The organism is Bacillus halotolerans (assembly GCF_001517105.1).
In the GTDB taxonomy this organism is placed as follows: domain Bacteria; phylum Bacillota; class Bacilli; order Bacillales; family Bacillaceae; genus Bacillus; species Bacillus halotolerans.
The window spans coordinates 836770-857586 of sequence record NZ_LPVF01000008.1; the positions used below are offsets into that span (position 1 = coordinate 836770).

Below are 20817 nucleotides of genomic sequence, written 5' to 3' on the forward strand. Positions count from 1 at the left end.
TCATCAGTTTATTTAAGATAAAGCAAGCAGCGCTTCTTTTGTTTGAACCCTGCCGATTTCTTTTACCGGCGAAAATGAATATCGGTCTGTGTTAGTGATGATAACCGGAGTGATCACGTCATATCCAGCTGCTATAATCTGTTCCAGATCAAAGGAAACGAGCGGATCTCCAGGCGCGACCTTGTCGCCTTCTTTGACATGAGCCGTGAACCATTGGCCCTCCAGTTTGACAGTGTCCAATCCAATGTGTATGAGGATTTCAGCTCCCTGATCACTCGTAATGCCAATAGCGTGCTTTGTTTTAAAAATGGTGGTAACGCTTCCATACACAGGTGAAACCACTTCTCCTTCTTCCGGCTCAATAGCAAATCCTTTTCCCATAATCCCGGCAGAAAATACCCCGTCATTGACTTCGCTTAATGCTTTCACTTCCCCTTTAATCGGACTGTGAATGATTTCTCCGCTGTCCTGATGACCATTTGTCACAGAAGGCTGCTGATCACTTTCAGACGGTACATCCTCGAATCCAATAAGATAAGCTGCCGCTGTTCCCGCAACAAACGCAATCACAAGACCAATTATCGCGTAGATAAACGTTGGGCCGATAAAGACCGGGATACTCGGCAGCCCTGCATTGCCTCCGACAATATAGGAAGCAACACCCGTCACGCCGTAAAATGCGCCGCCAGCCGCACCGCCAAGCAAAGCGGCCGCAAACGGTTTCTTCAAACGCATATTCACGCCGTACATCGCGGGTTCTGTAATTCCCATCAGCGCCGTCACACTTGTGGTAAGCGCAAGCGATTTAAATTTCTTGTTTCTTGAGCGAAGAAAAACCGCAAAAGATGCGCCGGCCTGCCCCATATTCGCCAAAAACATGGCGGGCAGCAAATAATCGTGGCCGTTTTGCGCGATGTTGTTAATCATAATCGGCACCAATGCATAATGCATGCCCGTCATAATGATCAAAGAGAACGTTCCCGCAAGCAAAATCATCGCCACAAGCCCGGCATGATCAAATAAATAGTTTACGCCGACAGACAAGTATTCTCCTAAAATAGCACCCAGCGGACCAACTGTAATCAGTGTCAGCGGCACGACAATCAACAATGTCAGAGTCGGAACGACAATCAACTTGAGAGAAGAATGCGTGATTCGGTCAATCCACTTTTCCACATACGATGCGATCCAAATCGCAAGCAAAATCGGGATGACCGTTGATGAATAAGTGGCAGCCGTTACAGGAAGCCCGATAAAGGAAATACTTTTCCCTGAACTGAGCAGCGCCGTCAAATCCGGATGCAGAATCGCTGCTGCAATCGCCGCCGCTACATACGGATTGCTTCCAAACTTTCTCGCCGCACTCATCGCAAGCAGGAGCGGAAGAAAGTAGAACGCACCGTCACCAACAGCTGACAGAATGACATGGACTTGGCTCTTCTCCGCCATCCAGCCGAATGTGATCGCTAACGCAACGAGCCCTTTGATCATACCTGCACCAGCAATCGCGGGCAGGATCGGTGTAAACACACCAGAAATCACATCAAAAACCGCACTCAGCACATTCTTTTTCTGAGAAGATGAACCAGCGCTCTTTTCATCACTGAGATTGCTGTGCCGCACAATCGCCTGATACACCTTCGGCACATCGTTTCCGATAATGATTTGAAACTGCTCGCCGCTGATATTGGTGCCCATCACACCCGGCAGCTGCTCCAATTGACTCCGGTCCGCTTTCGAATTGTCATAAAGATTAAAACGCAGTCTCGTCATGCAGTGAATCACGCGCTGAACGTTTTCTTCACCGCCTGCGAGTTGTAATATGTCTCTCGATAATTTATCATAATCCATGTGTATACCTCCTTTTTTGGGGGGAACCGGCTGGATGAAAGGTGACCGCCTTTCTCCAGCTTTTTTTGTATTTAATGCTGCATCACCTCCAAAATGAGAATAAAAAAAACCTAAATGACACAGATTGCGAGAGTCTCCTCCTGCACCTGCATCATTTAGGTTTTGCCTGCTTTAGCAGTAACAATCCTGACGGGTCGCTGTATTTGTTTGTAGGTATACTTTAGCACTAGATTTTTGGGGTGTCAACGCTTTCATTTTTGGTTTTTGACTAAGGGCAACACTTTTTAAGAACTATTTTTGTTTACAATGGTAAGCCATTTTTTATATTTTGTTTTTCTCTTACTAAAAAGTATAGAAACGAATTGTATAATCTAATTATATTTTTTTCATAGGGATATAAAAGCGGGTTACATCCGTTATTAGAAGTCTGTCAGAGACTAGTTCTAATAAAGCATCTGCTTTTTCTTCAGTTTGTTCCCACGCCAATTCAAGGATATTCTCATCTTTAATATTAAGATTATTCCCTAGATAATTAACCGCATAATTTGTAACTTCTTGTGAAGAAATTAACTTAAACTGCCTACCAATAAACAATGTAATCCAGTTACATTCAAATTCATTTTTCTTGATTATCTCAACTGTATACATCCTTCTATCTCTTCCATTCTGGTTTATTTCATCTGATACTTTTCCACCTCTTTAACGTAATAATTTAAAATTAGGAGCTGATTCTACAATAGGAAAAGCTTATTCCACTCCACATCACGGTGTGAGAATAAGCTTTAAAAAGTTATCATTGACTTTTAAGCATTGTTGCATAAACAATTCTATAACAAATTATTAAGAATGAACCTTCTCAAGAAAGTCTTCAAGTATTTTCTTTACTGGAGCACTTGCTTTTGGCAACTTATCATTTATTCGCTGAAGTATGGATGGATCGTTCAATATCATTTGTTTACTCTCGGGTGTCACAAAGCTTCTTAGAGAATCTATGCATACCTCAAATAGCTCTTCATTATCAATACTAAGTAGTGATAGTAATATTGAAAACTCATGTGAACTTCCGTTATTATCCATACAGTATGCCAGTTTTTTTTGCCATTCCAAAGGTTTAGTAAGTGCTTCGTTTTTTAATTTTCCCCAATCATCTGCTCTAAATTCTGACAATATATCACTTGCAATTATACAACCATCATCGTACCATGAGTCCTCAGTTGTTTCAGCAGATAAAAGATTATCCAATTCTCTATACATTTTTTATCACCTTTCAATTTACATCTCAAAAACCTGATGGACGAGGCGCATTTACCTTTCCTGTTGGGTAACCACTAGTTACATCGTCACCATTTTTGATAACATCTATTTCCACTCCATTTTTTGATGCTCTATGCCAAGTTGATCTATCCCTCAACCTTGTAGATATAGGTGGTGTATTTCCAACCTCTATAATACTCTTAAGAATCTGATCATCATTCCATGATTCCGGAAATAATGTACTCTTTTTAATTTTAGAAATATTACCATCTACAAATTGCTTAGTAAACATAACATTTTTCGTCCCATCTGCATTAGTAGATAGTACTTCCACTGCGAAATTATCATTAACGTTGTTTATACTTGAGGAATGTCCACCTATTAAAATATTTTTTGGAACTTTACGTTGTCCTTCCAATATTTTCGCTTCCATATCTGAGCTAATAACCGTCTTTGAAGATACCAATTTCCTACCTTCACTCGCACCCTTTGAAGCAACCTTATTAACTTCACCCTTACTTTCCTTCTCCGCAATATGTTTAGCCACATCTGTAACAACACGCTTCCCGCCTCGGACCGCCAATTTTTTTATAGCACCCTGAGGACTTACCCACTCAACAAACTCATACTGTGTCCCGGCAAGAAACGAATCAATTGGCTTAGCTCCGCCTCCTTTATCCTCTGGAATGTAAGACACTTCTTCTAGCCGCTTTTTCCCTCCAGCGTAGAGTTCTCTCACAATTTGGCCGTTTTCATATACATAATATTTGCCGCCGACGTAGTCGATGCTTGCAGTATCACGAGTTAGTTCGTCAATCACTTCTATCGTATCTATCTTTTTTAATCCTTTATGATTATATAGTTTATCATTTATCACCCGTATGTCTCCATAGACTTTCGGGTGGGCTGCTGCTTCTTTCTGTAATACAGTTAAATTACTGTCATCACCATAAATCTCGCGCTCGATCTTCTGTTGTTTGCCATCCATCATCACAGAATCAACGTTTGATTGCTTATGTTTCTCCAGTTTCTTCAGCATCATCTCCATCGGTGATTCATCCGGCTGTTTCATTTGCGGATTGATGGCGCCGAAGGTTTGGTTGATGTTTTCTTCTTCCTGAGATTTCAAGATAGAGCCGGTTTTGTATCCTGTGATTTCAATTTTCGGACCGGTGTACATGGTTTCGAGCTGGTCTATATATTTTTTCATCGTTTGAAAATCTGATTTTGCCGTTTCTAGTGCTTGAGTTTGCTGGCCGTCAAATTGAAAGAGCTTATTCAGGGTGTCTGAAATCAGTCGCTCAGCCTGTTCTGTTTCCATCCGGAAAAAGGAGTCATTGACTGTCGGCAGGCTGACGATGTGGTCGATAGCTGATGTCTGGCGATTGACTGCGTCAGTGAGCTGTTCTGTCACTTCTCGTGCATGCTTGACCCCGTGTCTCGCGTCGTGTGAGAGAAAAGCCTCTGCGATCATGCCGTGGGAGTCAGATTCTACAGAGGCAATCGCATGCTGTGTTTGTTTCAGCACTTTTTTGTATTCGTCGATAAACATGCCGAAGAAAAGGAGAAAGGGCTTGTGGCACTCCTCGTAAAAGGTCCGGATGGCATTTCCGCCTTTTCCTTTTAGCGCATCCTCCATGCCTGCCAGGTGCTCAACGCTTTTTTCCAGCTTCTCCAGCTGCTGTTTTTGCTTGTCCAGTTTCTCAATCGTATGCTGAATGCCCTCGTGAAGAGCGTGGACATCTAATGTTTTCAATCCCTTGTCCTCCCGCGCTTTATTTCATGGAAGATGATATGTTTTCGTCCGTTTCCTTCATGGCGTTTACCGCGCTTTCCGTTTGTGCGATATGCTTGGCCAGAACGGACGCATATGCTTCAGTGAGCTCTTTGATGTCCTCATTTAATTGCTCGATGGACTTCACAACATTTAAATGGTTTCTGCCTGAGAGATGGCCGGGCACGGAGGACTTGAGTTCAGCTGAATGCTTGAGCTGAGAAAGCCCTTGCTTCACTGTGCCATAGACCATTTTAATTTCCTGTGCCATTTGTGCTCACCTCACTTTTTATGTTTTTCTTTCTCTATTTCATGCTCTATTCTTATGATTTGGCGTCTGATGGAATACACATCGCCCTCTAATGAATGGATTTTTCCTTCTATGCTTTCGATGATTCCGCTGACCTGTTCGCTTTTGATTTGACGATATGCTTTGTTCATTCCTTCACGAATATCTTCAAACCGCTCCGCATGTGTTCCTCTCCATACCTCTCGGTTAAGGTGAGGCCGATGAATGAGATGCTGGGCCTCAGAAAATTCGTGTTTGATTTGCCTGATTTCGTGCAGCACTCGTTTTAACTGATGGATCTGTTCCTGTTTTTCATGTAAGTCGGCTTTTACCGAATGTAACAACATTTCACTATGCATGCCGCAACACCTCGTGTTTCTATCAAACTGTGTCAATTCTTTACAATACAGACTATTTTCATATTACATGATGGATCATATTGGATAAATAGGTAAAAAGGTTTGTCTTAAAGAGGGTTTGAATAAGCCTAAATATCTACTTTATCTCTTTGTTTTATTTTCTCCTGATTGAGATCCAGCATACAAAGGACTATGTATCTAGGCTAATTAACCTCATTCAATTCGATAAAATTAGGATCTATCTAAATTTTGAGGGGGAAAATGTTATTTCAATGAGAATTAATTTAAGAGAAACAATTTAAAACCTGGATAACTAATCCTCTTAGCGTCTTTTAGAGAATTCATCTTTTGTTTCTTTTATAAACTTTTCTATTTTATCTATTGCCATGTTAAAATCTTTCATAAATTCATGCTCCCATATCCTTAAGATATTCCATCCTTTCTCTTTGTAATAAGACGTTACTTCACTGTCCCTAACTTTATTGCGTTTTAGTTTAGCCTCCCAATATTCTTTATTGCTCTTTGGCATATTTCCATGAATGTCACAACCATGCCAAAAACAAGAATCTATAAAGACTACTATTTTATATTTTTTTATTGCAATATCAGGTTTTCCGAAGAGAGATTTTACATTCCTTCTAAAACGTATTCCTCTTCTCCATAATTCAGCAGCTGATTTATCTTCTAATTTAGATTTTGATTTTATAGCCTGCATGTTTTTTCTTCTTTGTTCTTTTGTATGTTTATCAGCCATTAAATCATTCCTTTCAACTTTTGAATATTCATTTTTCCCCGTTTAATTTCACTTAAATCTTTTAAAAAGGTAAAAACAAACGTTCCCCTTGCTGCAAAAAAATATGTTATAGTTTATAATATGTATTACTTAGATTAATTAATGGAGGTTTTTATATGATCTTCCGTAAAGGAGAGCTTTTTAGCGGACCCGGAGGACTTGCTTTAGGTTTAACAAGCGCATGTATTGTTGATGATTCTGGTAATGAATATAAAATCAAACACGAATGGTCTAATGATTATGATGAATCAGCTTGCAAAACATATAGACGAAATATTTGCCAGAACATAGATGACTCGAGTGTAATTGAAGGTCCTGTTCAGGAACTTGACATTGAAAGCCTCCCGCCGATAGATGCTTTAGCCTTTGGATTCCCTTGTAATGATTACAGTATAGTAGGGGAACATAAAGGAATGAGCGGTGACTATGGTCCGCTTTATTCTTATGGTGTTAAAGTGCTTAATTATCACAACCCAAAGTTTTTTGTTGCTGAAAATGTTGGCGGACTGCAAAGTGCAAATGAGGGAAAAGCCTTTATACAAATACTAAAAGAACTTGCCGATGCCGGACTGGGTTATCAATTAACACCCCACTTATATAAGTTTGAAGAATATGGTGTTCCTCAAAAAAGGCACCGTATTATAATAGTTGGTATTAGAAAAGATCAGGATGTAATATTTAAAGTACCTGCACCAACTACACCGGATAAATATGTTTCTGCAAAAGAGGCTCTGCATAATCCTCCGATTCTTGATTTTACAGAAAACCACGAACGCACAAAACATAATCCTAAAACGATTGAAATGTTGAACTATATCCCTCCCGGCAAAAATGCTTGGTATGAAGGGATCCCCGAAGAATTGCGTTTAAAGGTTAAAGGTGCCCGAATGAGCCAGATTTATAAAAGACTTCATCCGGATGAACCATCTTACACAGTAACTGGCAGCGGGGGCGGCGGTACACACGTTTACCACTGGGAAGAGCCCAGAGCATTAACCAATAGAGAACGTGCTCGCCTTCAAACTTTTCCGGATCACTTTGTTTTTGAAGGAAAGAAAGAAAAAGTAAGACAGCAAATTGGAATGGCTGTACCACCTAGAGCAGCTAAAATTATAGGTGAATCGATCTTAAAAACATTTGCAGGTATTGAATATGATTCAATCAAACCCAAGTGGACTTACGAAGAACTAATAAAAGAAGAACAAGTTCCATACATGGTATAAGCAGAATCGCAAAACGATTCTGCTTCTTTTTCACTTTAAAAATAAAATTGCTGCAACCGTAAGTATAGAGATAAATGCAGGAGTTATTGATAGCTTAAACTTCTCTATTTCAATGTACACAACTAATTCACTCTCCTAACCAATCTGGTTTATTTCTGTTAGAAGCTGTTCAATTGAAGAATAACTTTTATTTTTTATCGCTTTCATAAAAATCTTTACTCTTTCTTTTGGAGACAAATCATTTTCTATACAAAAATCAAGTAAACCTAGTAAAGTTTTCGCATTTAATAAAATACCATTAATAGAAAATCCCTGAAGATTTCTTACAGTCAATTTATTGATCTTATCTAAATTCTTGACACCTCTAAATTCATCAGCTGCTGTAACATAACCATAAAACATCATATCTTTATTATCATATCCTTTATAATTTGGTATATATTCAGATGCCATATGAGAAGCAAAAGATGCGCTCAAAGTGAACTTTCCTTTATATCTTTTTGCATCAATTATTCCAAAAAAATCATCATAACTAATTAATAAATCAATTTCAGTTCTTTCATTATTAAGTGCTTTGGGATGCATTGTTACATTAAATCCAAGAGCTTTAAAGATCTCACCTGTCTTGTCCTCAAATAAGAGATCATTTGTCTCATTTATATAACCTTCAACAAAATCTATATTTAACGTTTTATATTCATCTTTCGAGAGAATATCATGAGCGATATTTTTTGAATCACGCGGCGGAAATACTTTACTTAAAACACCTATCAGTTCTTCCTTACTTAAGGATTTCGGTTCTGGTATACTTTTGAGAACTGATTGTACTTTTTTTTCTGTTTTTTTAATATTTGTAGCAGGTTTTATACCATTAAAACCACTCGCTTTATAGCTATGTATATCAAGTCCATTATTCTCAGCCATTCTTTGCAAAGAAATTAGATAACGTTTATTGAAAGGGTATTTAATGTCCAATAAATCCATCTCTTTATTGAGCTGCTCTCTTTTACTACTTTCAACAATCAGCGCTTTCCCTCTAATATACTCGACCATTCCTGTATATTCACTTATGAGCATAAAAGTATGTGCAACATCTGAATGTGCTGTATAAAAATTACGTGCCCCTTTATCAGACCTTTCTCTATGATCATACTTTTCAGCTATTAATTGTTTCATCTTTTCTTGTTCTTCTTTGTCAGCTTCACGGAAACTGATAATTTTATCAATAACTTCTTCTACTTGATCATCTTTTTGAGCGGTCATTACAAAGTAGGTGATTTCTTCTTTTGTTAGATAATAATTCAGAGTCCCTTGATTTGCAACTTTTACCAGAAATCTAACAGGCCGCAATTGGAAATCCTCACTGAACTTTGGTCTAAAGCCTTTTTCTAAAAAATATGCATTTGGATATTGAAGAGTAAGTATTTGTTTTCTAATATTTAAGTAAACTTCTCTTTTTTCTAATATAGCTTTTCCTGATTTCGTAAATCTAATTTTTCCGTTCTCATCTAGATAACAATAAGCAAAAGTTCTCAGCATTGCCATCCATGTTCTTCCTCCAGAACCGTCAGCACTTACATTTTGCCTTTTCACTCCTTTATCAGCAAGAACTTGTTCAAACTTTTTATGAACCTCACGATTCCCTGTCCATGTTAACGACAGTTTCTCGGTTGCCTCATAAAGTGCTTCTATTGCATCTTGATGAAATTTAGGATCCCTTTCAGGCCTTGTTATAAACCATACTAACCTCTCAGAAGCCACTTAACATACCTCTTCTCTCTTATAATCCTTTTATTTTTATATATATCTTTTCTTCTTCAGCACTTATCTTTTTTTTCTTCTTTAATAATTCAAAATAATATATTGTACTTTTTAAAAGACTTTTATTGTCACTTAAAAAAACAGTTAAATCTGCATCTGCAATATTATTTGTAACTTTAATAATCTCTAAAGCCTCATCATCAATAAATTGTTCCAATGTTATTTCTTCACTCTTTCTTTCTCTTAATATTTCATTTACAGACTCAAGATACCTTAAAATAGTTGTTAATTTAGGGATCTTCATTTCGTTCAACATTTTGTTAAACGCATTATCACTTTTTCCAGTTCTAATACTCAACTGCTTTTGTTTAATATCTTCTCGTGATAAAACACTGTTTATATTATCTAAAATTTTCTTTGCTGCAACCTTCTCTAAAAATTTTTGAAGAGTTTCTGTACTCATATACACCTCTTTTAAATATTGGGTTTTATACAAAATAATTCATATCATTATCATAATACAATTTTTTACCTCTTAATATACTCTATAGAGTACTCTTTTCTTCTTCTAATAATTTTTTGATCTTTCAAACAAAATCAAAAGGCCCTTCAAAAGGCCTTTTGATTAATAATTTATAGTTTATTTATTAACTCCCCAAACAGCCTCACCGCTGCCATTCAATACACTAAACGTCATCACGTTCTTCTCTCTCACCGAATCCCACTGGCGTAAAAATACTCCATTATATGTCTTGCCGGCTAACGTGATGTCGGCTGTATCATCTCCAGTTTTCTTCCACGTTCCGGTCATTTCCCCGGAAATGGTGTGGTCTTTGTTGAGCTGAATGTTGATGGTTTTTTTGATGTCGGCTGAGATGTCTTTTCCGTGCTGGATGAGTTTGTATGTTCCTGTGATGTCTTTTTGCTTTACTTTTTTCAGTGTTTCACCTGCGTATCGATATGGCGCGACAATTGGCCAGCCGTCTTTGTTCATGAACATCTGGTGGACCCTGACTTCGTGTTCTTCACCTCTGCCAGGAAAGCGGGTGTGGAAGATTAAATAGGAACGGCCGGTTTTTTCGTCATAATAGGCTGAGTTGTGGCCCGGTGAGACGTATCCGGCTCCTTTTTCAGTTTCTGTTTCAAATGAATAGCTGCCCATGAGCTTGACGCCGTACGGCTCAATGGAGCGGTCATCGAAGAATGTGCCTTCTTTGCCTTTAACATCAATCATTGGACTGCCCTCTGCGTCATAATACGGGCCATCTGGTTTTTTGGAGCGGGCCACACGGATGTTGTAGCCGCCTGTTGCGTCTAGACCGCCATATGATAGGTATAAGTAGTAGTAGTTGGTGTCTGGATTGTAGAGGATATATGGGCCTTCGATTCTGCTGTGGTTGCCGCCGAGCAGTTTTTTCCCGTATCCCTGTCCAGGGAGCGGGAAGCCAGTTTTCGGATTCATTTCAAGTATGAAAATGCCGCCTGAGTATGATCCGTAAACCATCCACAGCTTTCCGTCTTTATCAAAGAAGGTATGCGGATCGACGACATTCGGATGTTTTGTTGCGTCATACGGTGTTCCGTCATTGCTTGTGCCTTCCATGCCTGATTTCAAAAAGATGCCTTTGTTTTTATAGGGTCCTTCGATGTTGTCAGCGATGGCCACTCCCATGGCGGATCTTGGTGAGTCACCGCGGCAGGCGTTGTAGTACATATAGTATTTGCCGTCCGCCAGCTGTGCGACATCAGCCGCCCACAGGGTATCGGATTGTGCCCATTCGAAGGTATCTTTTAATTCTTCATAGACATTGGGAATAAGAGGGTTATCATTGCTGACGCTGGTGGTTAGCTGCTGCCATTGCATGAGGTCATTTGTTTTCGCTGAAGCGAGATGAGATCCGAAAACATAAAAGGTGCCATTTGTTTCAATGATGGAAGGATCATGGACGCTGACTTCTTTAAATACAGGTTTTTGTGCATAGACGGAGTTTGGGAGGGTGAAGGCCATGATAAGAGCTATAAGAAAACATACACGGAACAATCGGTTGAACATCTAAACAATTCGCCTCTCTTTTTTATTGAATTTTTAAGCGTTTACATTCTTCTATGAAGAAACCCCAGCCTATTAAAACAGCCGAATGTTTTCATATTCAAACAGATAGGTGATTTCTCACTGTTCTCTTACATTGTCTGGCTGTTTGCGCAGAACTGCTGCTTGCATATCCTCTCCTTCATACATAGTTCAACTCTTTTGCTGTTTCTCCTTCTTTCATCACTCTGTTTTTCATTTGCGTACATGTAATTTTTGTAAAGTCGTCGACTGTGATACAGCCATTTCGTTGTCGGCGTTTTTTAAGATGATGCCTGACTGCTCGTCAACACCGGAGTCATTTGGCTTGGCGGTGCTGAGGAAGTCATTCGGCTGGCTCTTGAGAAAATGCTTTGCGAAAAATACGACTTAGTAAACGCATATTGAGAGTAAGACAGCGGCGCTTTCCTCCTGTCCGGATATCGTGTGCAATCGCTGAAAAAACCCGTCCTGCTTTCTGCGTCACGATATCACAATACCAATCTAACTTGTTAAAGACTGTAAAAAACCTTTTGACTTCTATTGCTGAAACAATTAATATAATACTCAGTTAATAGTTATCAGAATTTTTAGGAATTGAGTGATTCATATGACACTGCACAAAGAGCGCCGGATCGGCCGGCTGTCTGTTCTTCTGCTGCTTCATGAGGCGGAAGAGAGTACACAGGTCGAGGAGCTGGAGCGAGATGGATGGAAAGTCTGTCTTGGCAAGGTAGGATCAATGGACGCGCATAAAGTAGTAGCCGCAATTGAAACCGCTTCCAAAAAGAGCGGGGTCATTCAATCTGAGGGTTACCGTGAGTCACATGCGCTTTATCATGCGACGATGGAGGCTTTGCATGGCGTGACCAGAGGTGAAATGCTGCTTGGATCACTGCTTCGGACGGTTGGTCTGAGGTTCGCCGTTTTGAGGGGAAATCCTTATGAAAGTGAAGCGGAAGGCGATTGGATTGCTGTCTCGCTTTACGGAACAATCGGGGCGCCGATTAAAGGACTTGAGCATGAAACATTCGGCGTTGGAATTAATCACATATGAAACAGCCCATAGATCTTAGACGATAGGGGGCTATGCGTGAAATCAGGTTTTCACAGCATAGCCCCTTTTTGTATGGGCGCTTTACCAAAGTAAAGACAAAGGAGTTGGGCTTATGGTGACATTAGACGGTTCTTCATTGACAACAGCCGACGTCGCGCGAGTGCTGTTTGATTTTGAAGAGACAGCGGCTTCCGAAGAAAGTATGGAGCGTGTGAAAAAAAGCAGAGCGGCAGTGGAGCGCATTGTTCACGAAGAAAAGACAATATACGGCATTACCACCGGATTTGGCAAATTCAGTGATGTCCTGATTCAGAAGGAAGACTCGGCGGCGCTGCAGCTGAATTTAATTCTTTCTCATGCCTGCGGAGTCGGAGATCCTTTTCCTGAGTGTGTTTCCAGGGCAATGCTGCTTTTGCGCGCCAATGCGCTGTTAAAAGGGTTTTCCGGTGTGCGTGCTGAGCTGATTGAGCAATTGCTTGCTTTTTTAAATAAACGTGTCCATCCTGTCATTCCCCAGCAGGGATCACTTGGTGCAAGCGGAGATCTGGCGCCGCTCTCCCATCTGGCGCTTGCACTGATCGGGCAAGGAGAAGTCTTTTTTGAGGGGGAGAGAATGCCGGCAATGACGGGCTTGAAAAAAGCCGGTATTCAGCCGGTAACACTGACATCCAAGGAAGGGCTTGCCTTGATTAATGGGACTCAGGCCATGACTGCTATGGGTGTGGTCGCATACATTGAAGCGGAAAAACTAGCCTATCAAACAGAGCGCATTGCCAGCTTAACGATTGAAGGGCTCCGCGGGATTATCGATGCGTTTGACGAGGATATTCACTCCGCACGCGGTTATCAGGAGCAGATCGATGTCGCAGAACGAATCCGTTTTTATCTATCTGACAGCAGCCTGACGACCTCTCAAGGAGAACTGCGGGTCCAGGATGCCTATTCATTGCGCTGTATTCCGCAAGTGCACGGTGCGACCTGGCAGACGTTAGGCTACGTGAAGGAAAAATTAGAGATTGAGATGAATGCAGCTACGGACAATCCTCTTATTTTCAATGATGGTGACAAAGTCATTTCTGGCGGAAACTTTCACGGGCAGCCGATCGCCTTTGCCATGGATTTTCTGAAAATTGCAATATCAGAGCTTGCGAATATCGCAGAGCGCAGGATCGAACGACTTGTGAATCCGCAGCTGAATGACCTGCCGCCGTTCCTAAGCCCTCATCCCGGTCTGCAATCCGGTGCAATGATCATGCAGTACGCCGCGGCCTCACTCGTTTCTGAAAATAAAACACTGGCCCATCCTGCAAGTGTGGATTCCATTCCGTCATCCGCCAACCAAGAGGACCATGTCAGCATGGGAACCATCGCTGCGCGTCATGCTTATCTGGTAATCGCGAATACGAGAAGAGTGATTGCGATTGAAGCGATTTGCGCATTGCAGGCTGTTGAATACAGGGGCATAGAACATGCAGCATCCTACACCAAACAGCTTTTTCAAGAAATGAGAAAAGTCGTGCCGTCTATTCAGCAGGACCGCGTTTTTTCCTATGACATCGAACGCTTGACTGCCTGGCTGAAGAAGGAATCTTTATTACCATATCAACAGAACGAAGAATTGAGGGGGATGAACATATGACTGATGTAAAAAAATCAATCCGTGCCAACCGGGGGACAGAGCTTGAATGCTTAGGGTGGGAACAAGAGGCGGTGCTTCGGATGCTTCGCAACAACCTTGATCCGGAAGTCGCCGAGAAGCCGGAGGACCTCATCGTATACGGCGGGATTGGCAAAGCCGCTCGGGATTGGGATGCGTTTCGCGCCATTGAGCATTCTCTGAAAACACTAAAACATGATGAGACATTGCTCGTGCAATCCGGAAAGCCCGTCGGCATGTTCCGTACGCACCCGCAGGCACCGCGCGTGCTTTTAGCAAACTCTGTTCTTGTTCCAAAGTGGGCGAACTGGGAGCATTTCCACGAGCTTGAGAAAAAAGGGTTAATGATGTACGGGCAAATGACAGCTGGCAGCTGGATTTACATTGGCTCACAAGGCATTTTGCAAGGAACGTATGAAACCTTCGCTGAGCTCGCGAGACAGCATTTCGGAGGAACGTTAAAAGGGACATTGACGCTGACAGCCGGTCTCGGCGGAATGGGAGGCGCCCAGCCGCTGTCTGTCACGATGAATGACGGAGTTGTGATTGCCGTCGAGGTTGATGAAAAACGAATCGACAAACGAATTGAAACGAAATACTGTGACCGTAAAACAGCGTCGATTGAGGAAGCCTTAGCGTGGGCTGAAGAGGCAAAGCTGGCAGGAAAACCTCTCTCCATCGCTCTTCTCGGAAACGCGGCAGAGGTTCATCATACCCTTCTGAACCGCGGCGTCACCATTGATATCGTCACCGATCAAACGTCTGCCCATGACCCATTAATCGGTTATGTTCCCGAGGGCTATTCACTTGATGAAGCCGATCGCTTGCGCCAAGACAATCCAGACCTTTATGTGCGCCTTGCGAAACAAAGCATGAAAAAACATGTGGAAGCCATGCTGGCCTTTCAACAAAAGGGCTCAGTTGTATTTGACTACGGCAACAATATCCGGCAAGTTGCTAAAGATGAAGGCCTGGAGAATGCCTTCGATTTTCCGGGATTTGTCCCTGCTTACATCCGTCCCTTATTCTGTGAAGGAAAAGGACCATTCCGCTGGGCGGCACTTTCCGGTGATCCGGCAGATATTTACCGTACGGATGCGTTATTAAAAGAACTGTTCCCGGCAAACAAGGCCCTTCACCGCTGGATCGATATGGCACAGGAAAAAGTCACGTTCCAAGGCTTGCCGTCCCGCATTTGCTGGCTTGGATATGGAGAACGAAAAAAGATGGGCCTTGCCATTAACGAATTGGTCCGAAACGGGGAGCTAAAAGCGCCTGTCGTGATTGGGAGAGATCATTTGGACTGCGGGTCTGTCGCCTCTCCAAACCGGGAAACTGAAGCGATGATAGACGGAAGTGACGCTGTCGGCGATTGGGCTGTGCTCAATGCGCTTGTCAACACGGCGGCAGGTGCGAGCTGGGTTTCCTTCCACCATGGCGGCGGCGTCGGAATGGGCTATTCCCTGCATGCCGGTATGGTCGCAGTTGCCGATGGAAGTGAGCTGGCTGACGAACGGCTCGCCAGGGTCTTAACGAGCGATCCGGGGATGGGCATTATCCGCCATGCGGATGCGGGTTATGAACGTGCCGTTGAAGTAGCGAAGAAGCAGGACATTATCGTGCCGATGCAAAAATAAGGGAGTGATAACATGCCGAAACAAATTGATACGATGCTCATCAACATCGGTCAGCTTTTGACGATGGAAAGCAGCGGCCCGCGCGCGGGCAAAAGCATGCAGGATCTTCATGTGATCGAAGACGCTGTTGTCGGAATCCACGAACAGAAGATTGTGTTCACCGGAAAAAAAGGGACTGAAGCCGATTACGAGGCAGACGACATCATTGACTGTTCGGGACGGCTTGTAACCCCGGGCCTCGTCGATCCGCATACCCATCTTGTATTTGGCGGATCTCGGGAAAAGGAGATGAATCTTAAGCTTCAGGGCATCTCCTATTTAGATATTCTGGCGCAGGGCGGCGGTATTTTGTCCACTGTCAAAGATACCCGGGCCGCCTCGGAGGAAGAGCTGCTGCAAAAAGGCCGTTTTCACCTGCAAAGAATGCTGTCATACGGCACGACCACGGCTGAAGTGAAGAGCGGCTACGGCTTAGATATAGATACAGAGCTGAAACAATTGCGCGTCGCAAAAAAACTGCATGAAAGCCAGCCCATTGACCTTGTCTCCACATTCATGGGGGCTCATGCCATTCCTCCTGAAGATAAGGACAGCCCCGATGAATTTTTAGATCGCATGCTGGATCTCTTGCCAAAAATAAAAGAGGAGGAGCTCGCAGCCTTTGCAGATATTTTTACAGAAACAGGCGTTTTTACAGTCAGTCAATCCCGACGTTACTTAAAAAAAGCGGCTGAGGCGGGATTCGGATTAAAAATCCACGCTGACGAAATTGATCCTCTTGGAGGAGCTGAATTAGCGGCTGAGCTAAGAGCTGACTCAGCCGATCATTTGGTGGGCGCCTCAGATGAAGGCATACAGCAAATGGCTGAATCAGGAACCATCGCCGTCCTCTTGCCGGGCACGACATTTTATCTCGGCAAACACACATATGCCAGAGCAAGAGACATGATTGATGCGGGTGTACGTGTCAGCCTGGCAACGGACTTTAACCCGGGCAGCTCCCCAACTGAAAATATTCAGCTGATCATGTCGATTGCCGCGCTCCATCTGAAAATGACCGCAGAAGAAATATGGCATGCCGTCACAGTCAACGCCGCATATGCCATAGGAAAAGGCGAAGAAGCAGGGCAGCTTAAAGCTGGCCGCTCAGCAGATCTTGTCATTTGGCAAGCCTCGAATTACATGTATATTCCGTATCACTACGGCGTCAATCATGTACATCAAGTCATGAAAAATGGGACATTTGTTGTCAACAGGGAGGGAGCCATTCTTGGATAAATACCCTTTTCTCAGAGAGGCCGGTTCATCGTTTAAAGACCGTGATGTAACGAAAATGAGCGATCTGATAGAAAAATGGAACGGCCAAAGCATTAAGGGGCCGGCGCTGATAGGTGTCCCCCTATCAAAATCATCCATCAGTCATTCCGGCGCTTCCTTTGCCCCCGGAACAATCCGCCAAGCTCTAAAGCATTCATCTGCTTATTCTGCAGAGCTTGGGGAACATGTCGTATCAGATTTTCTTTATGATCTGGGGGATGTCGATATTCATGTGACCGATATCGTGAAATCACATGATCAAATCTTCCAAACCATGCATGCTCTGCTTTCAGATCACCCAGATTGGGTACCGCTCATACTCGGGGGAGATAACTCCATCAGCTACTCCACCATAAAAGCGATTGCGCAAACGAAAGGAACGACAGCCGTTATTCAATTTGATGCCCATCATGATGTGCGCAACACGGAGGACGGAGGGCCGACAAACGGCACCCCCTTCCGCCGCCTTTTGGATGAAAAGATCATAGAAGGCCAGCATTTGATTCAACTGGGCATCAGAGAATTCAGCAACAGCTTGGCTTATGAAACATACGCGAAAAACCATCACGTGGACATCCGCACGATGGGAATGATTCGTGAAAAAGGACTGATCCCGACCATTAAAAAGATCCTGCCTGCCGTTCAAACAAGAACAGACTTCATTTTTATATCTGTTGATATGGATGTCTTAGACCAGTCCCATGCACCCGGCTGTCCAGCGATTGGCCCAGGCGGCCTTTATACAGACGAATTACTCGAAGCCATCAAGTACATCGCACAAGAGCCCAATGTCGCAGGGATCGAAATCGTTGAAGTTGATCCCACCCTCGATTTTCGAGATATGACAAGCAGAGCCGCAGCTCACGTTCTGTTACACGCATTAAAAGGAATGAAACGCTCCCGATTCAAGTGATCTTCCGGTCAGGTTGTATTTTGGTTACAAGAAACTCATCTGCCTGATAAACGGCAGCTAAAAGGAGGACGAAACGGTGGGTCTTCAGGAAAAAAGCGGCCATCAGCTAAAACGGACAATGAAAAGCAGGCACTTATTTATGATTTCATTGGGAGGCGTCATCGGAACGGGACTTTTCCTCAGTACGGGCTATACGCTCAGCCAAGCCGGTCCCGGCGGTACGATACTCGCTTATGTAATCGGCGGATTGATGATGTACCTCGTCATGCAATGTCTCGGTGAATTGTCGGTCGCCATGCCGGTGACCGGTTCCTTTCAAAAATACGCCACAACATTCATCGGGCCATCTACCGGTTTTATGGTCGGCATCATGTACTGGGTGAATTGGGTGGTGACGGTAGGATCTGAGTTTACCGCATCCGGTATTCTCATGCAGCGCTGGTTTCCTGACAGCAGCGTATGGATGTGGAGTGCGATTTTTGCAGCTCTCCTTTTCGTATGCAACGCATTTTCAGTCAAATTATTTGCGGAAACTGAATTTTGGTTTTCGAGCGTGAAGATTGTCACCATCATTTTATTTATCATTTTAGGAGGCGCCGCCATGTTTGGCTTGATCTCTTTAAACGGGACGGCTGATGCCCCTATGTTTTCAAATTTCACAGGTCATGGAGGATTGTTTCCGAACGGCTTCCTCGCCGTATTTATCGCCATGATATCTGTGAGTTTTGCCTTTTCCGGAACAGAATTAATCGGAGTCACAGCAGGAGAATCCGCAAATCCTCAAAAGGATATTCCGCGTTCTATCCGCAATGTCGCATGGAGGACAGTCATTTTTTTCATCGGTGCCGTCTTCGTATTATCCGGACTGATTTCATGGAAAGAAGCAGGTGTAATTGAAAGCCCCTTTGTAGCAGTATTTGCAGAAATCGGAATCCCTTACGCCGCAGATATTATGAATTTTGTTATATTAACAGCCTTGCTGTCCGTTGCCAATTCAGGCCTATATGCCTCAACCCGTATGCTGTGGTCGTTAGCAAATGAAAACATGATCAGCTCTCGCTTTAAAAAAGTCACATCTAAAGGCATTCCGCTAAATGCCTTAATCATCAGTATGGCTGTATCTTGTTTATCTCTCGTTTCCAGCATTGTGGCGCCTGGAACTGTTTATGTGGTGATGGTAGCGATTGCTGGATTTGCAGGGGTCGTGGTCTGGATGAGCATTGCCTTGTCCCAACTCTTGTTTCGAAAGAGATTTCTGAAAAAAGGGGGGAATGTAAAAGATCTGACATTTCGCACACCGCTTTATCCTCTTATGCCGATAGCCGCTCTTTTATTATGTTCTGCTTCTTGTATCGGTCTTGCTTTTGATCCCAATCAAAGAATCGCTCTCTTCTGCGGAATTCCTTGTATCATCCTATGCTATCTCATCTACTATTTCAGAAGAAATCTTACGAAAGCAAAAAAAATCGGACAAGAGGAATATCCTATTGATCACATCCTTTAATCAAAACAGCACACCCCACTCAGGATGGGATGTGCTTTATTTTTATTCTGTAATTAACGTATGAATCAGCTTCGGCGCCTTCGCCTCCGCTGCGATACGGATATTGTCATATACTTTCGCGATGACTTCATCGACATTTTCGCGGTTGGCGTAAAGCGTCACGAGTGGTTCGCCTTTTTCAACCTTGTCGCCGACCTTTTTGCGGAGCATGATGCCGACGGCTAAATCGATTTCATCTTCTTTTGTGGCGCGTCCGGCACCTAAAAGCATGGCAGCGACGCCGATTTCGTCTGCGACAATTTCGGAGACGACACCCGCTTCTTTGGCTGGCACATCAATGTGATAAGCCGCTTGCGGAAGCTTAGACGGATCATCAACAATCGAGCTGTCGCCGCCTTGGTTTTTCAAGAAATCTTTGAATTTCTCAAGCGCTTTGCCGTTTTTCATGACCTCTTCAAGCTTTGCTCTTGCTTCGTCTAATGTACCTGCTTTTTTCGCAAGCACGACCATCTGGCTGCCGAGTGTTAAGACAAGCTCGTGCAGGTCTTCAGGGCCTTCGCCTTTGAGTGTGTCAATCGCTTCTTTCACTTCAAGCGCATTTCCGATCGCAAAGCCGAGCGGCTGGGACATGTCGGAGATGACAGCCATCGTTTGGCGGCCGACCTTGTTGCCGATTCGTACCATTGCTTTCGCGAGTTCAGCCGCATCTTCCTCTGTTTTCATGAAGGCGCCCGCTCCCGTTTTCACGTCAAGCACGATCGCGTCTGCTCCGGCAGCGATTTTTTTGCTCATAATGGAGCTAGCGATAAGCGGGATGGAATTCACCGTACCCGTTACATCTCGCAGGGCGTACAGTTTTTTATCCGCCGGCGTTAAGTTGCCGCTTTGGCCAATGACGGCAACCTTGTCGCGGTTCACTAGCTTAATAAATTCTTCCTTTGACAGTTCCACGTGAAACCCGTCGATCGCCTCTAATTTATCAATTGTTCCGCCTGTATGGCCGAGGCCGCGGCCGGACATTTTGGCAACCGGCACATCAAGAGCCGCGACAAGCGGTGCAAGCACGAGTGTTGTCGTGTCGCCGACGCCGCCGGTTGAATGTTTATCCACTTTAATTCCTTCGATGGCAGAAAGATCAATCGTTTCACCGGAGTTCACCATAGCCATTGTTAAGTCCGCCCGTTCACGATCACTCATATCCTGGAAGAAAATCGCCATGGCAAGCGCGCTTGCCTGATAATCAGGAATGCTTCCGTCCGTATAGCCGTTCACGAAAAACTGGATTTCTTCTGTGGTGAGTTCTTTTCCGTTTTGTTTTTTGATGATAATATCTACCATTCTCATTATAGTCACCGATCCT

General features: G+C 43.3%; 18 protein-coding genes and 1 pseudogene. 7 read left to right on the forward strand and 12 right to left on the reverse strand.

Annotated elements, in window-relative coordinates; genetic code table 11:
• Positions 1–12 precede the first annotated feature (12 nt).
• From AU387_RS06695 to AU387_RS06725, 7 genes are all read right to left on the reverse strand, one after another.
• A complete protein-coding gene (locus AU387_RS06695; protein WP_059335247.1) occupies positions 13–1851 on the reverse strand; it encodes a beta-glucoside-specific PTS transporter subunit IIABC in 1839 nt (612 codons plus the stop codon).
• A 375-nt stretch (positions 1852–2226) separates the two neighbouring features.
• Complete coding sequence (locus AU387_RS06700; RefSeq protein WP_052330392.1) at positions 2227–2499, reverse strand: DUF2247 family protein; 273 nt, start codon at positions 2497–2499, stop codon at positions 2227–2229.
• 192 nt (positions 2500–2691) lie between these two features.
• Entirely contained in the window at positions 2692–3105 is a 414-nt protein-coding gene (locus tag AU387_RS06705) for a hypothetical protein (protein WP_059335248.1), read from the reverse strand.
• A gap of 25 nt (positions 3106–3130) precedes the next feature.
• Positions 3131–4861: a T7SS effector LXG polymorphic toxin gene (locus tag AU387_RS06710; protein WP_059335249.1), complete on the reverse strand. Its 1731-nt coding sequence runs from the start codon at positions 4859–4861 to the stop codon at positions 3131–3133.
• Positions 4862–4880: 19 nt separating this feature from the next.
• Positions 4881–5150, reverse strand: a complete 270-nt coding sequence (locus tag AU387_RS06715) for a YwqI/YxiC family protein (protein ID WP_059335250.1) — start codon at positions 5148–5150, stop codon at positions 4881–4883.
• 11 nt (positions 5151–5161) lie between these two features.
• Positions 5162–5527 (reverse strand): YwqH-like family protein, encoded by a 366-nt coding sequence (locus tag AU387_RS06720; protein WP_059335251.1) that lies wholly within the window; start codon positions 5525–5527, stop codon positions 5162–5164.
• A gap of 322 nt (positions 5528–5849) precedes the next feature.
• Positions 5850–6281, reverse strand: a complete 432-nt coding sequence (locus AU387_RS06725) for a very short patch repair endonuclease (protein WP_059335252.1) — start codon at positions 6279–6281, stop codon at positions 5850–5852.
• A gap of 155 nt (positions 6282–6436) precedes the next feature.
• Here AU387_RS06725 and AU387_RS06730 point away from each other — a divergent pair, with 155 nt between their 5' ends.
• Positions 6437–7543: a DNA cytosine methyltransferase gene (locus AU387_RS06730; RefSeq protein WP_059335253.1), complete on the forward strand. Its 1107-nt coding sequence runs from the start codon at positions 6437–6439 to the stop codon at positions 7541–7543.
• A gap of 135 nt (positions 7544–7678) precedes the next feature.
• On the opposite strand, the gene AU387_RS06735 is transcribed toward AU387_RS06730, so the two are convergent.
• From AU387_RS06735 to AU387_RS22360, 4 genes and pseudogenes are all read right to left on the reverse strand, one after another.
• Positions 7679–9304 carry an AlwI family type II restriction endonuclease gene (locus AU387_RS06735; RefSeq protein ID WP_059335254.1) on the reverse strand — a complete coding sequence of 542 codons (1626 nt, stop codon included), beginning with the start codon at positions 9302–9304 and terminating at the stop codon, positions 7679–7681.
• A gap of 19 nt (positions 9305–9323) precedes the next feature.
• The gene (locus AU387_RS06740) at positions 9324–9767 is read right to left on the reverse strand and encodes a hypothetical protein (RefSeq protein WP_059335255.1); all 444 of its coding nucleotides are present in this window, start codon (positions 9765–9767) and stop codon (positions 9324–9326) included.
• 177 nt (positions 9768–9944) lie between these two features.
• Positions 9945–11357 (reverse strand): arabinan endo-1,5-alpha-L-arabinosidase AbnB, encoded by a 1413-nt coding sequence (gene abnB, locus AU387_RS06745; protein WP_059335256.1) that lies wholly within the window; start codon positions 11355–11357, stop codon positions 9945–9947.
• A gap of 117 nt (positions 11358–11474) precedes the next feature.
• Positions 11475–11639: pseudogene (locus AU387_RS22360) on the reverse strand (hypothetical protein).
• Positions 11640–11982: 343 nt separating this feature from the next.
• Here AU387_RS22360 and hutP point away from each other — a divergent pair.
• From hutP to AU387_RS06775, 6 genes are all read left to right on the forward strand, one after another.
• Positions 11983–12429, forward strand: coding sequence for a histidine utilization transcription antiterminator HutP (gene hutP / locus AU387_RS06750; RefSeq protein ID WP_044160053.1), 447 nt, complete (start codon positions 11983–11985; stop codon positions 12427–12429).
• Positions 12430–12541: 112 nt separating this feature from the next.
• On the forward strand, positions 12542–14068 hold the full coding sequence (gene hutH / locus AU387_RS06755; RefSeq protein ID WP_059335257.1) for a histidine ammonia-lyase: 1527 nt from the start codon (positions 12542–12544) through the stop codon (positions 14066–14068).
• Positions 14065–15723 carry a urocanate hydratase gene (gene hutU, locus AU387_RS06760; protein ID WP_059335258.1) on the forward strand — a complete coding sequence of 553 codons (1659 nt, stop codon included), beginning with the start codon at positions 14065–14067 and terminating at the stop codon, positions 15721–15723. Before hutH ends, hutU begins: the two co-directional genes overlap by 4 nt.
• Positions 15724–15735: 12 nt before the next feature.
• Positions 15736–17001, forward strand: coding sequence for an imidazolonepropionase (gene hutI, locus AU387_RS06765; RefSeq protein WP_059335259.1), 1266 nt, complete (start codon positions 15736–15738; stop codon positions 16999–17001).
• Positions 16994–17953 carry a formimidoylglutamase gene (gene hutG / locus AU387_RS06770; RefSeq protein ID WP_059335260.1) on the forward strand — a complete coding sequence of 320 codons (960 nt, stop codon included), beginning with the start codon at positions 16994–16996 and terminating at the stop codon, positions 17951–17953. Before hutI ends, hutG begins: the two co-directional genes overlap by 8 nt.
• Before the next feature lie 76 nt (positions 17954–18029).
• Positions 18030–19457 (forward strand): amino acid permease, encoded by a 1428-nt coding sequence (locus tag AU387_RS06775; protein ID WP_044160058.1) that lies wholly within the window; start codon positions 18030–18032, stop codon positions 19455–19457.
• Between the two features lie 42 nt (positions 19458–19499).
• Here AU387_RS06775 and AU387_RS06780 read toward each other — a convergent pair whose 3' ends face one another.
• Positions 19500–20801 carry a pyrimidine-nucleoside phosphorylase gene (locus tag AU387_RS06780; protein WP_024123413.1) on the reverse strand — a complete coding sequence of 434 codons (1302 nt, stop codon included), beginning with the start codon at positions 20799–20801 and terminating at the stop codon, positions 19500–19502.
• Positions 20802–20817: the final 16 nt, after the last annotated feature.